16 protein-coding genes and 2 pseudogenes are annotated in these 15,683 nt (G+C 33.0%); 17 read left to right on the forward strand and 1 reads right to left on the reverse strand.

Annotation, left to right across the window (positions count from 1 at the left end):
* Positions 1 to 2 precede the first annotated feature (2 nt).
* The 9 genes and pseudogenes from ACZZ95_RS04550 (at position 3) to ACZZ95_RS04590 (ending at position 5,934) form a co-directional block, all read left to right on the forward strand.
* Positions 3 to 455 carry a hypothetical protein gene (locus ACZZ95_RS04550; protein WP_463468184.1) on the forward strand — a complete coding sequence of 151 codons (453 nt, stop codon included), beginning with the start codon at positions 3 to 5 and terminating at the stop codon, positions 453 to 455.
* Between the two features lie 83 nt (positions 456 to 538).
* Positions 539 to 781, forward strand: a complete 243-nt coding sequence (locus ACZZ95_RS04555; protein WP_463468185.1) for a hypothetical protein — start codon at positions 539 to 541, stop codon at positions 779 to 781.
* A 169-nt stretch (positions 782 to 950) separates the two neighbouring features.
* Entirely contained in the window at positions 951 to 1,400 is a 450-nt protein-coding gene (locus ACZZ95_RS04560; RefSeq protein ID WP_463468186.1) for a hypothetical protein, read from the forward strand.
* A 173-nt stretch (positions 1,401 to 1,573) separates the two neighbouring features.
* Complete coding sequence (locus ACZZ95_RS04565; protein WP_463468187.1) at positions 1,574 to 2,704, forward strand: OmpA family protein; 1,131 nt, start codon at positions 1,574 to 1,576, stop codon at positions 2,702 to 2,704.
* A 212-nt stretch (positions 2,705 to 2,916) separates the two neighbouring features.
* Complete coding sequence (locus tag ACZZ95_RS04570) at positions 2,917 to 3,408, forward strand: hypothetical protein (protein ID WP_463468188.1); 492 nt, start codon at positions 2,917 to 2,919, stop codon at positions 3,406 to 3,408.
* Positions 3,405 to 4,127, forward strand: coding sequence for a hypothetical protein (locus tag ACZZ95_RS04575; RefSeq protein WP_463468189.1), 723 nt, complete (start codon positions 3,405 to 3,407; stop codon positions 4,125 to 4,127). The genes ACZZ95_RS04570 and ACZZ95_RS04575 overlap by 4 nt, the downstream gene beginning before the upstream one ends.
* A 250-nt stretch (positions 4,128 to 4,377) precedes the next feature.
* Positions 4,378 to 4,896 (forward strand): ferritin, encoded by a 519-nt coding sequence (locus tag ACZZ95_RS04580; RefSeq protein ID WP_057115352.1) that lies wholly within the window; start codon positions 4,378 to 4,380, stop codon positions 4,894 to 4,896.
* 80 nt (positions 4,897 to 4,976) lie between these two features.
* A complete protein-coding gene (locus ACZZ95_RS04585) occupies positions 4,977 to 5,162 on the forward strand; it encodes a hypothetical protein (RefSeq protein WP_029271150.1) in 186 nt (61 codons plus the stop codon).
* 78 nt (positions 5,163 to 5,240) lie between these two features.
* Positions 5,241 to 5,934, forward strand: a pseudogene (locus tag ACZZ95_RS04590) (DUF2461 domain-containing protein).
* Positions 5,935 to 6,014: 80 nt separating this feature from the next.
* Here the strand turns inward: ACZZ95_RS04590 and ACZZ95_RS04595 are convergent.
* Positions 6,015 to 6,347, reverse strand: coding sequence for a single-stranded DNA-binding protein (locus ACZZ95_RS04595; protein ID WP_095952966.1), 333 nt, complete (start codon positions 6,345 to 6,347; stop codon positions 6,015 to 6,017).
* A 178-nt stretch (positions 6,348 to 6,525) separates the two neighbouring features.
* Here ACZZ95_RS04595 and ACZZ95_RS04600 point away from each other — a divergent pair.
* From ACZZ95_RS04600 to ACZZ95_RS04635, 8 genes and pseudogenes are all read left to right on the forward strand, one after another.
* A pseudogene (locus ACZZ95_RS04600) lies at positions 6,526 to 8,056 on the forward strand (GNAT family N-acetyltransferase).
* A 23-nt stretch (positions 8,057 to 8,079) separates the two neighbouring features.
* A complete protein-coding gene (locus ACZZ95_RS04605; protein WP_463468190.1) occupies positions 8,080 to 8,415 on the forward strand; it encodes a hypothetical protein in 336 nt (111 codons plus the stop codon).
* An 18-nt stretch (positions 8,416 to 8,433) separates the two neighbouring features.
* On the forward strand, positions 8,434 to 8,781 hold the full coding sequence (locus ACZZ95_RS04610; protein ID WP_095952963.1) for a hypothetical protein: 348 nt from the start codon (positions 8,434 to 8,436) through the stop codon (positions 8,779 to 8,781).
* A gap of 88 nt (positions 8,782 to 8,869) precedes the next feature.
* Complete coding sequence (locus tag ACZZ95_RS04615) at positions 8,870 to 11,188, forward strand: M28 family peptidase (RefSeq protein ID WP_463468191.1); 2,319 nt, start codon at positions 8,870 to 8,872, stop codon at positions 11,186 to 11,188.
* A 129-nt stretch (positions 11,189 to 11,317) separates the two neighbouring features.
* Positions 11,318 to 12,133 (forward strand): NAD-dependent epimerase/dehydratase family protein, encoded by an 816-nt coding sequence (locus tag ACZZ95_RS04620; RefSeq protein ID WP_463468192.1) that lies wholly within the window; start codon positions 11,318 to 11,320, stop codon positions 12,131 to 12,133.
* A 110-nt stretch (positions 12,134 to 12,243) separates the two neighbouring features.
* Positions 12,244 to 14,136, forward strand: coding sequence for a DUF2207 domain-containing protein (locus ACZZ95_RS04625; RefSeq protein WP_463468193.1), 1,893 nt, complete (start codon positions 12,244 to 12,246; stop codon positions 14,134 to 14,136).
* A gap of 105 nt (positions 14,137 to 14,241) precedes the next feature.
* Positions 14,242 to 14,757, forward strand: a complete 516-nt coding sequence (locus ACZZ95_RS04630; protein ID WP_463468194.1) for a methylated-DNA--[protein]-cysteine S-methyltransferase — start codon at positions 14,242 to 14,244, stop codon at positions 14,755 to 14,757.
* 153 nt (positions 14,758 to 14,910) lie between these two features.
* Positions 14,911 to 15,624, forward strand: coding sequence for a 3'-5' exonuclease (locus ACZZ95_RS04635; protein WP_463468195.1), 714 nt, complete (start codon positions 14,911 to 14,913; stop codon positions 15,622 to 15,624).
* Positions 15,625 to 15,683: the final 59 nt, after the last annotated feature.

Below are 15,683 nucleotides of genomic sequence, written 5' to 3' on the forward strand. Positions count from 1 at the left end.
ACATGAAACAAATCTTTCTTTTTTGGTCTTTAGTCTTTAGCACTGTCACGTTAAGTCAAACAGTACTAACCTCTTATCCATTAGATTTAAAAAGTAAATCACACAGCGCGATTTTAAATGCAGAGAACAAAGTGACTCATGATGTTTTTGTTTTTATCGCGGATTCCGACAGTCTTTCCATACTAAAATACAACAGCGCCCTTTTCTTAAAGGATAAATTTGTTACCTCTCGACAATTCGTAGAAAACAAATCTTTAATAGGTTATAGTTTCAGCGAAGATGGAAACCCAACCTTATATTGGTTTTCTGAACAGGAGAAAAGCATTATTATAATTAAATATTATTTTGAAAATAAAACTTCCAAAGCATTGAAGTTTAAAATTCCTCTTGAAGAGCAATCTATAATTACGCAATATCAAAAGGACAATAATTTTTATCTGTTGCTCGCAATATAACGAGAAACAGGCTTTAACGGTTTTTGTATTTAAAAACGGAATGGCCGAGGAGAAATTTCTCGATTTTAGTTCTTTTACTTTCCGTGATCGCAGAACGCGACGAGAAAACCTTTAATCAGATTTTGAATGAAAATCCGATTGAAAAAATGGATTCTGGAGAATATAATCCGTTGTATAAAGCGGTTGCAAAAAGCAAATTATATACACTTCCAAATCGCTTGATTCTAACTTTAGATCAAAGTATAAGAAAGACACAGCTGTTTGACATCAATCTAGAAAATTTAGAGATAACAGAAAAAACATTTATGCAGACCTTCGGGCCATAAAAACCCAAAAACGTCAAACTCTTTTTACCACGAAAACAAGCTTTATCAAGTTAATGTCAATTCAGACGAACTTTTATTTGACATTAAAGATTATAATTCTGGTGAAGCTGTAAAAACATTTGTTGTTTCCAAAAACGACACTATTCGTTTTAGCAATTCGTCGCTGTTAATGCAGATTGAAAATCGCAGACCAAAAGATCTAAAGAAAACAAGTAAGTTTTTAAAAGAATTAGCTTCTTTAAGCGCAGGTCTTTCTGTATTTAAAAACAATAAAAATCTTTTTATAACATTGGGAGGAAGCGGCCAAGAATCTAAAGCCATATTTATTAACGGCCACAATATGTTTGATGATTTTATGGGAGACTTCCCTTCCTCGGGCTATTATAATTTAGACACAAATTATTCGGTATATTTTGAAAGTGTCTGGACTAAAAAATTTGAATTAACGCAAGAAACACACGAACCATTGGCGACCGATAAGATGTATTACTTTATAGATTCTCACAAAGAAGTTTTTCTTATCAACATTCTCAAATTAAATAATTACAGTATTTTGGGATATTATGATGTGAACTCAAAAGCATACGTTTTGCGAAAATTCATTGACGGATTTGACTAAACACATCAACATCAAATACTTATAATTTAAAATTACTTTTTCTCCATTCTTAAAAAGTTTTTGAATGCGAAATGAGTTTGTTATTTACCCTATTCTGATACTTTTTTGACTTTTACTGGAAGCTTTTACTTACAATTTGTCGTTGTTTTGAACCAAATTTAAAATCAATAACAATGAAAAAAGTTGTAATGACTCTTGCATTTGCTCTTGGATTAACAGGACTTCATGCACAAACAGAAAACAACAGTGGATTTAATAAATGGTCTATAGAGTTAGCTGGCGGATTGACTAAACCTCAAAGACCATTTGCGGCAGGTTATTCTACGGATACTCCAAGCCCTTGGGTTGGTGATTTTGGAGTGCGTTATATGTTTAACAACAAATTTGGTTTGAAAGCTGATTTTGGGTACAATAGTTTTACTAATAAAAGTAATTCTTTGGAATTTGACTCAAAATACTACAGAATAGATTTGCAGGCTGTAGCAAACTTAGGCCGAATCATGAATTTTGAAACTTGGACTAATACGTTTGGTTTGTTAGGACATGCTGGTTTTGGTGTTGGTCAATTAGAGAGTGATAATTTTAAAGGAAGAGACAGAGTTGGTAACTTTATTGCTGGTGTTACCGGACAAATAAGATTATCAAACAGAGTTGCCTTAACCGGTGATTTCTCTACAATTTTAAATTCAACACAAGATCATACTTTTGATGGTGCTTATGTTGCTGGAAACAGAGGTTTTTCAGGATTACTTTTCAATGGTACAGTTGGATTAAATGTGTATCTAGGTAAAAACACTAAACATGCAGATTGGACAGTAATGTCAAGCGACAACACTGATATTTCAGCTTTAGAAAACAAAGTAGCAGATCTTGAAGCGCAAATCAAAAAGATTCCTGCACAAAAAGAAGTAGTTATCGAGAAACAAGTTAGTCCTGCACAAGTAGTTGATAACGATTTGATCAAAAAAATGATCAATGATAAGTACTACAGTGTATACTTTGATTTCAACAAATCAACTCCAATCGAAAACTCAACTGCGACTATCGATGTTGTTTTAAATTACTTAAGAAAAAACCCATCTGCGTCAATTGACCTTGTAGGTTATGCTGATCAAGTTGGAAAAGCAGAATACAACGAAAGATTATCAAACGCTAGAGCAACAAATGTTAAGACAATTTTTGAAAAAGCTGGAATCGCTTCTTCTCGTCTAAATGTAGTAGCGAATGGTGCAGATACATCAATCCAAAAAGATTCTGACGAAGCTAGAAGATTAGCACGTAGAGTTACTTTTATTGTGAAATAATTTTTTTCACTGCAAAAATTGAAGCCCTAAAGAAAATTCTTTAGGGCTTTTTTTTATTCAAAATCCAGTTAATTCAAGGTTTTGAGCTTTGTATTGGACACTTGAAGTTAAATAATAGTTCAGACTGGAATGATTTTTGTCAGACAAGATTCATGAAAAAACTGCTACTCTTATTCTTACTAGTCTCTAATTCAGCGCTATTTAGTCAAACTATGCTGACTTCATTTCCGTTAGATCTAAAAAAAACGGATGAAAACATTCAGATTTTAAATGTCGAGAACAAGCAAACCCACGATGTATTTGTTTTTGTCACTAGCGGCGAAAATATCACTATTCTAAAATACAATAGCGCCTTATTTTTTAAAGATCAATTGACTTTTCCCAAAACGGTCAATAAATTACTTGTTGGATATAGTTTTGAAGAAGATGGAAACCCTTATTTATATTGGGCTTCTGAAGATTTCAAAAACATTATTGCCGTAAAATATTCTTTGGAGAATAAAACAGTAAAAATGGTAAAGTTTGATTTCCCTTCAATACCAAACTACATCGTAACTACTTTTCAAGAAAACAATACATTTTATGTTCTTTCAAAATATGAAGACCAGCAGGTTTTAATAGTGCATACGTTTAAAAATGGAATTGTAGAAAAAAAGAATTTGATTTTTCTTCTTTTGATTTTAAGTACAGAAACTCGCAATTGATCACTTTTAATAAAGTTGTTGATGAAAATCCGATCGAAAAAATTGATGCAGATGATTTTACTCCTTTAGATAAAAGCGCACAAAAGAGCAAAATTTACTTAAAAAACAATCGTTTAATATTGACTTTAGATTACAATACAAAAAACACACACGTATTTGATCTGGATCTAGAAAATCAAACCATTAAGGAAAAATCTTTTCCGCGTACGCTTATTGATAAATCAAATAATGTAAGCAATTCATTTCTCGCTGATGATAAACTCTATCAAATAAACGCCAATAAATACGTGATAGTGGCTGAAATTAAAGATTATAACTCCGGCCAAATACTAAAAACTGTCAGCACTTTGAAAAATGACACTATTAATTTTAAAAATTCTCCATTATTCCTTTTGACAGACAGCAGAAGACCAGTCGAATTAAAAAAAACAGCTGATTTTTTAAACCGTTTAGCATTCTTAAACATCGGCTTGACCGCTTTTAAAAACAAACAAAATACATTTATCACCATAGGAGGATCTCCTAAAGAAGAAGAATATTATAATATTTATGGAAATTTTCCACAAACATATAACAGCCAAAGTGTTTATTTTGAAAGTGTATTAAATAACAACTTGGATTTTATAAAAGAGCCCCAACAGCCATTCGCCACAGATAATATTTATTATTTTTTAAGTCTTCAGAAAAGAGCAGACATTTCAAAATATATTCAAATTTAAAGATTATTATATTTTGGGCTATTATGACTTTACTTCAAAACAATTTATAATGCGAAAATTCAATGATGGTTTCATGCCTGAGGAAAACACAAATCCGATTATAAATAAAGCTGTTTTTTCAAAACCAACTTCTTTTGGTGAAATAAAAACCCGTTAAATTTATTGAGAATTAATCCAAATGTTAATGTTTTCGAGCTTTCAAAAAACGTTGTGGATTATTTTTTTTAACTTTACCAAAAAGACACATATTATGCTATCAAAAAATATTGAATCGGCTTTAAACAAGCAAATCCGCATAGAAGCAGAATCTTCGCAAACTTATCTTTCTATGGCTTGTTGGGCTGAAGTACACGGACTTGAGGGAATTGCTCAATTTATGTACACACAGTCAGACGAAGAGCGCGCACATATGCTTAAATTGGTTAAGTATGTTAACGAACGCGGAGGACATGCTCAGGTTACAGATCTAAAAGCGCCTAGAATAACATATTCTACTTTTAAAGAAATGTTCGAAGAGCTTTACAATCATGAAATTTTTGTTTCGCAATCTATCAACGAATTAGTACACATAACTTTTGAAGAAAAAGATTATGCAACACATAATTTCTTACAATGGTATGTTTCTGAACAAATTGAAGAAGAAGCTACAGCTAAGTCTATTTTAGATAAAATCAACTTGATTGGTGAAGATAAAGGTGGACTTTACTTGTTTGACCGTGATATTCAGCAGTTAACAGTTACTAGCTCGATCGCAATTAATCCTAAATAAAAAAGTTAAAGTTTATTTAGAATATTTAAAAATAACTTTTTTCTTTTATATTTGTCTCTGTTTTATAATACGGAGGAAAATTGAGCAAGAAAGAAAAAGACAAGGACAAGAAAAAGGATAAAAAGAAAAAGAAGAATAAAGATATCCTTGATAAAATTAAGAAGATTGAAAATTGTAAATCTTCTTGTTGTGAAAAATATAAAAAGAGCGAAAAGAAACGCTGTTCACGCTGTCCTATGTTTGATTTATTCAAAAAAACGGCTTAACAAAATATAGAAAAACCCACCACATCTGGTGGGTTTTTTACTTTTATCTTCTATTCTAAAAAGGTTTCAAATTTAATTATGGAAAACAACATCATTATACCCAAATCAAGTCTTGATTTCTTATCTAAACTTAAAGAAAACAACAACAAGCCTTGGTTTGAAAATCATAAATCTGAATATTTAGTCGAATTAAACCACATTGAAACATTTGCAGGCGCTTTACTGAAAGAACTTTCTAAAACCGATGTTTTGGAAAATGCTTCAGGCAAAAAAAGCGTTTACAGAATTTATCGTGACATTCGTTTTTCTAAAGACAAAACTCCTTTCAAAACTTTTTGGGGCGGAAGTTATACCCGTTCAACAGCAAGCAAGACGCGGTGGTTATTATTTCCATTTGGAGAAAGGGAATAGTTTCTTTGCCGGAGGCTTTTGGGGACCAAATGCCGCAGATTTAAAAAGAATCAGAGCAGAGTTTGCTCACGATCCCGAAACTTTCCAGGAAATATTGAACTCAAAATCTTTCGTCAGTAATTTTGGGACTTTGCAGGGCGAACAACTCAAAACAGCACCAAAAGGGTTTGATGTCAATCATCCAGCAATTGATTTACTTCGTTTTAAGCAATTTTTGGTCATTAAACATTTTACAGATGAAGAGGTTTTGAGTCCACTTTTTCTAGAACAAGCTTTAGAAGCATTCAAAAATATGAGATCGTTTTTTGATTATATGAGCGAAGTACTTACAACTGATATAAATGGCGCATCGGTTTTATAATTAGATATTGATAAAAATTAAACCCGACAGGTTTTATCCCGACGCTTCGGGACTGTCGGGTTTGCTTTATCCAACAAAGATTATTTACTAAGAAGTAAAATTTCATTTACCACTACTTCGGTTATATAACGCTTTTCGCCGTTTTTATCGTCGTAACTTCTATGCGTCAGCTTTCCGTCAATCGCAACTTCTTTTCCCTTCACGACAAACTTTTCGATAATTTCAGCCGTTTTTCCCCAAGCCGTTACGCGATGCCATTCGGTTTGTTCCACTTTATCACCTTTGTCGTTTCTGTAAACATCATTTGTAGCGATTGTTAAGTGCGCCAGCTTTTTACCGCTTTCTAATGTTTTAATTTCTGGATCATTCCCTACATTCCCAATTAATTGTACTCTGTTTTTCATTGCATTCATGGCGTATATTATTTTAAAGTTATTATAAATTGAAATTGTTTATCAACTTCAACGGTGCAAAGATGAAAAAATGCGGCGAGTGACAGTCGGTTACTAACTATTTACTATCGACTGTAACTATTTGTAAGCGTTTGTAAATGGAAATTCTTTTTTGTATATTTGAGATAAATCTTACTATATGCAGGCAAAAATTAATAAAGTCGAATTACGAAATTTAGAAATTGAAGACTATAAACAATTAAAAAAATCAATGATCGAGTCGTATCCAGAAATGGCCGATTCGTATTGGGGATCTGAAGACATAGAGAGACTTCTTTCTATTTTTCCAGAAGGACAACTGGTAATTTTAGTTGATGGAAAAGTAGTTGGCTCTGCACTTTCACTTATTGTTGATGAAAAAATGGTAGACAAAAAACATAATTATCAGCAGATTAGCGGTGATTACAAATTTTCTACGCATAATCCTAATGCTGAAATTTTATACGGAATAGATGTATTTATTCATCCCAACTATAGAGGTCTGCGTTTAGGCCGTCGATTGTATGATGCCAGAAAAGAACTTTGCGAGCGACTGAACTTAAAAGCCATTGTTTTTGCTGGTCGAATTCCGAGTTATAGAGAGCACGCCAAAAAAATGACTCCTAAAACTTATATTGAAAAAGTTAGAATGAAAGAACTTTACGACCCTGTACTTTCTTTTCAGTTAAGCAACGATTTTCACGTTTTAAGAATCATCAAAAATTATTTGGAAGGTGATGAAGAATCTAAAGAATTTGCCGTTTTACTAGAGTGGAATAACATTTATTACGATGAAAGTCCACGACTAATAAACCTTAAGAAAAACATCATTCGCCTGGGATTAATTCAATGGCAGATGCGTCCGTTAAACAATGTGGAAGCATTATTTGAGCAAGCCGAATTTTTTATCGATGTCGTTTCTGGATATGGATCTGATTTTGCCCTCTTTCCAGAATTATTCATCGCGCCTTTAATGGCTGATTATAATCATTTATCTGAAGCTGAAGCGATTCGTGAACTGGCACGCCATTCTGATCCAATTAGAAAACGTTTTCAGGAATTTGCTATTTCGTACAACATCAATATTATTACGGGAAGTATGCCGTATTTAGAAAACGGTAATCTTTACAATGTTGGTTTTTTATGCAAAAGAGATGGAACTTCGGAAATGTATACCAAAATTCACATTACGCCAAACGAAGTTATTCATTGGGGAATGAAAGGCGGTTCTCAATTTAAAACCTTCGATACAGATTGCGGTAAAATCGGGATTTTGATCTGTTATGATGTTGAGTTTCCAGAGCTTTCGAGACTTTTGGCAGATGAAGGAATGAATATATTATTTGTTCCGTTTTTAACAGACACACAAAATGGTTACACTCGAGTAAAACATTGTTCACAGGCGCGAGCAATAGAAAACGAATGTTATGTAGCTATAGCGGGATGTGTTGGAAATCTTCCAAAAGTAAATAATATGGATATACAATATGCGCAGGCTTCGGTCTTCACACCATCAGATTTTGCTTTTCCAAGTAACGGAATTAAAGCAGAAGCAACTCCAAACACCGAGATGACTTTAATTGTAGATGTTGATCTTAATCTCCTGAAAGAGCTCCATGAACATGGCGGCTGTTAAAATATTAAAAGACCGAAGAACAGATCTTTACGAAATTAAAAAAATTAATTCGTAATGCACTTAGTAAAGCAATAATCAATGACTGCCATTAGAAAAAATCCATTATTCGAAATCTACATTCAGAATGATTATCTAGTAATTAACAATACAGATTTCGATAAGGATAATGGAATATTTGAAATTGAAAATATTTTAGATGTAGAGTTAATAAGAAATTTATCATTATTTAATAAAATTATTGAAATAACATTTGGACTAAATGTTCCCGCAAAATCCAGCGAACTTAGAATTAATATGGAAAACGGATTTAAGGATATTGTGCTAACCGACTGTAACATTGAAAAGGTCGAACTTTTAGTCTACGAAATTAATCAAGCAATTAGTAAAAAAAATAGTAAAAATTCTGATTTTTAAACAAAATAAAATTGTTAAATGAAAACATGTCCTGAATGTTCAGCTAAAATTGTTGGTCGCGAAGACAAGAAATTCTGCTCAGACAGTTGCCGTAATGCGTACAATAATAAAATAAATAAAGATAGTACGAATTTCATGCGAAATATAAACAACAAGTTACGTAAAAATTACCGTATTTTGGCAGAGTTAAATACGGAGGGAAAATCGAAAGCAACGCGTGACAAAATGTTAAACAAAGGCTTTGATTTTGAGTTCTTTACCAATATTTTACAAACCAAAACAGGAAATACATATTATTTCTTGTACGACCAAGGCTATCGCTCCTTGGACAATGATTATTTTATGCTTGTTAAAAAAGAAATATAGTTAGTATCTATTGACCATGAGAAAAAACCAAACCTCAATTCTAGCCATAGCCTGTGTCTTAGTTTTATTAGGCATTATATACGTCACAATGATGCCACAAGGAATTTCTAAAGACGACGAAGCGCTTGCGGAATTCTCAACCGAAAGAGCTTTAAACCAGGTCGAAATTATTGCACAGAAACCACATTATGTCGGATCCACAAATCATGAGTTGGTTGCCAATTATCTTAAACTCGAACTAAATAGGATTGGCTTAGAAACGAGTGTTCAGGAAGGTTTTACTCTAAATGATAAAGGTCTTTTAGTAAAGTCAAAAAATATTTTGGCCCGAATTAAAGGAACAAACAATACAAAAGCACTTTTACTTCTTTCCCATTATGACAGTGCTCCGCATTCTTTCTCAAAAGGTGCAAGTGACGATGCTTCTGGTGTTGCCACAATTTTAGAAGGAATTCGAGCTTTTTTATACTCTAAACATCCTCAGAAAAATGATATAATTATATTATTCTCTGATGCAGAAGAATTAGGATTGAACGGCGCGGCTTTATTCGTAAATCAGCATCCTTGGGCAAAAGACGTTGGTTTGGTCTTAAATTTTGAAGCTCGTGGAACTTCTGGTCCAAGTTATATGTTAATGGAAACCAATAAAGGAAACCAAGCTTTGGTCGAAGAATTTACTAAAGCCAAAACTTCTCATCCTGTTTCAAACTCATTGATGTACAGCATTTACAAAATGCTTCCAAACGATACAGATTTAACTGTTTTTAGAGAACAGGGAAATATTCAAGGTTTCAATTTTGCTTTTATTGATGGTCATTTCAACTATCACACCCAGCAAGACGATATACAGCACTTAAGCAAAACCACCTTAGCACATCAAGGCACTTATATAATGCCTTTGATAAAATACCTTTCAAACATTGATTTAACTAAGACAGAATCTACTCAAGATAATGTTTACTTCAGTGCTCCTTTTTCATTTATCAGTTATCCATTTGACTGGGTAATGCCAATGACATTAATTGCTTTTGGTTTATTGGCTTTATTCATTTTCATCGGAAAAGTAAAAAGAATAATCACCTTTAGAGAAATATTCAGAGGATTTGTACCGCTTTTGGGTGCACTAATTATTTCAGGATTAGTTACGTTTTTAGGATGGAAACTTATCATAGAAATTTATCCTCAATATTCTGATCTTTTAAATGGTTTTACCTACAACGGACATGCATACATTGGAGCATTTGTAACTCTAAGCATTGCAATATGTTTTGCTTTCTACCATCATTTTTCTGAGGCTAAAATTACAATGAATCATTTTGTGGCTCCATTGTCGCTTTGGATTATCATTAATGCTTATTTGGCAAACAGCCTGACTGGCGCAGGTTTCCTAATCATTCCAGTTTATTTCGGAATACTTTTATTCGGAATATTTATTTTTACACAGCATTATAGTTTAGGCGTAAATTTAATTTTCAGCATTCCTGCTTTAGCAATCATTGCACCATTTATTGTAATGTTTCCAATTGGTTTAGGGCTTAAAATTTTATTTGGAAGTGCGATTTTAACTGTTTTACTATTCGGTTTGTTACTGCCAATATTTGGAGATTTTGCAAGAAAAGGGATTTGGACAGTAGTTTTCTTCCTGGCATCTATCTCATTTTTCATTTATGCAGGATATCACTCTGATTACGAATATGGAAAAGCCAAATCTAACAGCTTATTATACGTTTACAATGCAGATAGTAATTCTGCCGTTTGGAGCACTTATGATAAAAATTTAGACGAATGGACGAAATCATACTTGGGCGATAAAAATCAAAAAGCGGTTGGTTTAAATACGCTTCCACTTTCAAGTAAATACAATACAACGTTTACTTACAGCGCAATTGCGCCGGTTGTTGACTTGCCAAAACCAACTATTCAATTTTTAAGAGACAGTGTTATTGGAAATAATAGATATTTGAAAATCAAAATTACTCCAAATAGAAAAGTAAATCGTTACGACATTTACGCCAATCCAAAAATGACTTTTTACAGCTTTAAAGCAAACGGCGTTTCTACTTCGGGAGAAAAAGGAAACCGTTTACAAACAGAAGACAGTAAAATTCTATGTTACTATGTTGTAGGCAATGAACCACTTGAAATGGAATTCTACATCAATAAATCGTCTGTTTTTGACATGGATTTAATCGAAAGTTCATTTGATTTAATGAGCAATCCATTACTAAATGTTAAACCGAGAGAAAACTGGATGATGCCGACTCCTTTTGTATTAAATGATGCAATTTTAATACATCAGAAAATAAAACGATATGTTGCGCCTGTTGCGCCTATTGAACCTGTAGTGGTTAAAGACAGTTTAGCGGTCTCAAAGGACAGTATAAAACCAGTTGTAGCACCAGAATAAAATAGTAAAGGCAGATTTAGAATCTGCCTTTTTTGTTTCATACAAATTTCTAAATAATCCTGAAATAAAAAACTTTGCAACTCTGTACCTTTACACCTCTGAACCTTTGTATCTCTGAACCTAAAAAAAATGAAACAAATAAGCATATTAGGCTGTGGATGGCTTGGACTTCCTTTAGCTAAAAAATTAATTGAAAACGGAAATTCGGTTAAGGGATCTACAACTTCTGAAAACAAACTTTCTATTTTAGAAAATGCTGGAATAAAGCCTTTTTTATTGGCGCTTGAAAGCGAAGGAATTTCCGAAAACATAAATGGCTTTTTAGCCGAAAGCAAAATTCTGATTATCGATATTCCACCTAAACTACGCAATGAAAATACTGATCCCGAAAAGAAGGTTTTTGTAGAAAAAATCAATAATATTATTCCGTTTATAGAGAAATCAAGCGTAGAGAAAGTGCTTTTTGTAAGTTCAACTTCAGTGTATGGTGATGAAAATGGCATCGTTACAGAAGAAACCAACCCTAATCCAGAAACTGAAAGCGGCAAACAATTACTTTTGACTGAAGCAATTCTTCAGGCAAATCAAAACTTTGAAACCACAATTCTGCGTTTCGGCGGGTTAATTGGTGAAGACCGTCATCCCGTTAAGTTTTTAGCCGGAAAAGAAAACCTTGAAAATCCAGACGCGCCAGTAAACTTAATTCACCAAAACGACTGCGTAGCCATTATTGAAGAAATCATGAATCAATCAAAATGGAATGAAGTCTTTAATGCCGTTGCACCTTTTCATCCAACAAGAGAAGACTATTACACCCAAAAAGCTCTTGAAAGGAACTTGGCTGTACCAAAATTCACCTCTGAAAAATCAAATATCAAAAAAGTGATTTCCGGCGTAAAAACTGAAAACATTTTAAACTATAAATTTGATTTAGGAAATTACTAAATCATCATTTCAAAAACAACAAACCATATAAAACCTTAAATTACTTTAGAGAACTGATATGGTTTAAACCAAAAAATTACTACTTTTCGATTCCAAAAACAGATGCTTATATGATAAAAAAATTACATTTTCTATTCTTCACCAGCATCTTATTACTTTCTTTTTCCCAAGGTTATTGCCAAAACGATTCTATTCCTGCTAATGAAAAGGAACGTGTCGAAAAAATAAAGCAATTTCACTCTGATATTCTAATCAAAGAAAACGGAAATCTTATTGTTACCGAAATCATTAAAGTCTATGCCGCTGGTTTAAAAATAAATCATGGAATATATAGACAACTTCCGATGAGAAGTACTTCTCCGAAGGCATCTAAAAACAATTACTACACTATTTTAGATATTACTAAAAATGGTTTTAAGGAACCGTATCATGTTGCTCTTTCTGGAGATGGCGAATCTATGAGCATTTATATTGGCAGTAAAAAAGTGTACCTGCCAAATGGAATTTACACTTACAAAATAACTTACGAAGTAGAAGCCCAAATACATTCGTATGATGAATTTGATGAAGTCTACTGGAATGTAACCGGAAATTATTGGGAATTTGATATTGAAAACGTCACTGCAAAAGTTATTCTGCCAAAATCGGCGAAAGCATTACAAACCTATTGCTATACAGGTGTTTTTGGATCAAAAGCAACTGACTGCAATGCTAAAATCGTTGATAATTTTGTCTATTTCACTTCAAAAAATTTAAAGCATAAAGAAGGTTTCACCATTGCGGCAGGTTTTCCAAAAGGAATTGTTAACCAGCCATTCTTTCGCCCTCATTATAAAATGGAAGAATTCCTTTCTGCCGAAAAGATGTTTAATGCTCTTTTGGCTCTGTTAATATGTTTTGGCTTTTATTATTTCTCTTGGAAAAAATATGGAGAAGATCCTTTGCTTGAAAAGAACCGTAAAATCATTTCTTTAAAAGATCTGTATTCTGCACCAGCATTGAGATACATTAAAGACAGCACTGCTGACGAAAAAAATGTTTTAACCAGCATTATAGATCTTTCCATAAAAGGCGCAATAGAAATTAGTGATAACGGAAAAGAAAGCTGGCAGGATGGATTTGAGTACTCTATTAAAAGAGGAAAAGAAGTTCAAAACTTAAGTAAAGAAAATGAAGTCGTTTTAAATACCCTTTTTCTAGAAAATGATTCTTTTCCGCTAGATTCAAAAGCCTATGTGATAATCAATAAAGCGTCGCTCGCGCTTTCTAATTCATTACAAAAAACGTATAATTTAAAAGACTATTATTTAGGAAATTGGAATCAGGTTTTACTTGGTTTCCTCATTACAATTCCTGCTATTTTGGTTTACTCTCACTTTGCAAAAGGGATCATTTTGTGGTCTGGTATCTTCTCCTGCCTATTTTTTATTTTTTTGGTTTTACTTCTTAGAGGTTTTGTCAAAAGTCTCCGTAAAAGAGATTTTTTTACAACAGCTGGATGCTTGTTTCTATTCTTATTTATAGGTGCCTTTTTTTTCGGACTAGTTTTTATACCTAGTAAAGATCAAATTTACTCGGTTTTAGATTTATCGGTAATCTTTTTAATCATCTCAGGATTTTTTCTTTATTTAAGCCTCATTGGCAAATATACTAAGTTAGGAGCCGAGACTAAATTTCAAATTGAAAGATGGAAACAGGAATTACTTGATTATAAACCTGAAGAAAACGATCAAACTATTTCAATTTACGAAGAAATTCTTCCCTACGCCTTTGCAATAGGAATTGAGGAAGAGTGGAATTTAAAATTTATAGACATCTTAAAAAGGTTGAATTACAAAAATAACTGGATAAAAACAACCAGCACTTCTTCTGGATTTACTCTAAGAACAGTTACAAATTTTAGAACTACTTATAATACTTTCTCAAGCAGTTCCAGCAGTGGAAGCTCTGGTGGCGGAAGCTCTGGCGGTGGAGGTGGCGGCGGTGGCGGCGGTGGCTGGTAAGAGACTTCAAAAGCTAAATTACTTCCAAACTTATAGGATTTAAAAAAACTTTGCGAACTTTGCCATACATCTCAGCGCCTTTGCGATAAAAAAATACGGTCACAAATGGAAACAGTTTACATCAATTCGCCTTTAGGAATCACCAAAATAATTGGAGACGAAAATGGTATTGCCGTAATTTCTGTTTCTGACGCTGGGTCAAATGAAGTTTCTCCCGAAATTCCAGAAGTTTTACTAGATGCCGTTTCGCAGTTAAATGAATATTTTGAAGGCAGAAGAACCGATTTTGATCTCAAACTAAATCCGCAGGGAACCGAATTTCAGCAGAAAGTCTGGAAATCACTATTGGAAATTCCATTTGGAAAAACAGTAAGTTACATGGATCAGACCAAAAAACTAGGCGATGTAAAAGCCATTCGCGCTGTAGCTTCCGCCAATGGAAAAAATCCTTTGTGGATCGTTGTTCCATGTCACCGAGTTATCGGAACAAACGGATCATTAACAGGATATGCAGGCGGATTGTCCCGCAAAAAATGGCTTTTAGAACACGAATGTCCATCTACGCGAGCAAAGTTTGTTTTAGTTTTTAGCCTCGAACTGCACAAATTTTTGCGAATTTAATTTTTGCTTTAAAAATTTTACGAACAAAACCCTAAACAGAATCAAAATTATACTATATTTCTTATATTAAAATCAAAATTGTGTACATTTATATCCACAACGAATTAGTAAAAATACATTCATTCGTGGCAAAAACATACGCGACAAAAGAATATGATTGAAAAAGTAAACCTAAATAACATTTTATTTCTTGATATAGAAACCGTTCCAGAAGAGGAAAACTTCAATTCACTTGACGCGGAAATGCAGTCACTTTGGGATTTAAAAACACAATATCAGCGTAAAGATGATTTTTCTCCAGAAGAATTTTACGAACGCGCCGGAATCTGGGCAGAATTTGGGAAAATCATTTGTATTTCGGTTGGTTATTTTACCATCAAAGGCGATATAAGAAACTTTAGAGTAACTTCATTTTTTGGTGAAGAAAAGAAAATCCTGAAAGATTTTTCGAATTTGATCAACAATCATTTCAATCAGCCGCAACATCTTTTATGCGGACATAATTCAAAAGAATTTGATATTCCGTTTATTGCCAGGCGAATGATTATTAACCAAATGCCAATTCCAGATAAATTAAACCTTTTCGGAAAAAAGCCTTGGGAAATTCCACATTTAGACACATTAGAATTATGGAAGTTTGGTGACTACAAACATTTTACTTCTTTAAAACTGCTTACTAAGATCCTTGGGGTTCCATCGCCAAAAGGTGATATTGATGGAAGTCAGGTAGCTCATGTTTACTATGTTGAAAAAGATATTGATAGAATTATTACTTATTGCGAAAAAGATACTATTGCCGTAGCGCAGATTTTTCTTCGCTTACGCCGAGAAGATTTATTGATTGATGATGAAATTATTCATGTCTGATTTTTAAGGCACAAAGGTTCAAAGTTGCAGAGGGACAGAGGTTTTAAATTAATAATCTT

The sequence above is a fragment of the Flavobacterium sp. AC267 genome (assembly GCF_979258715.1).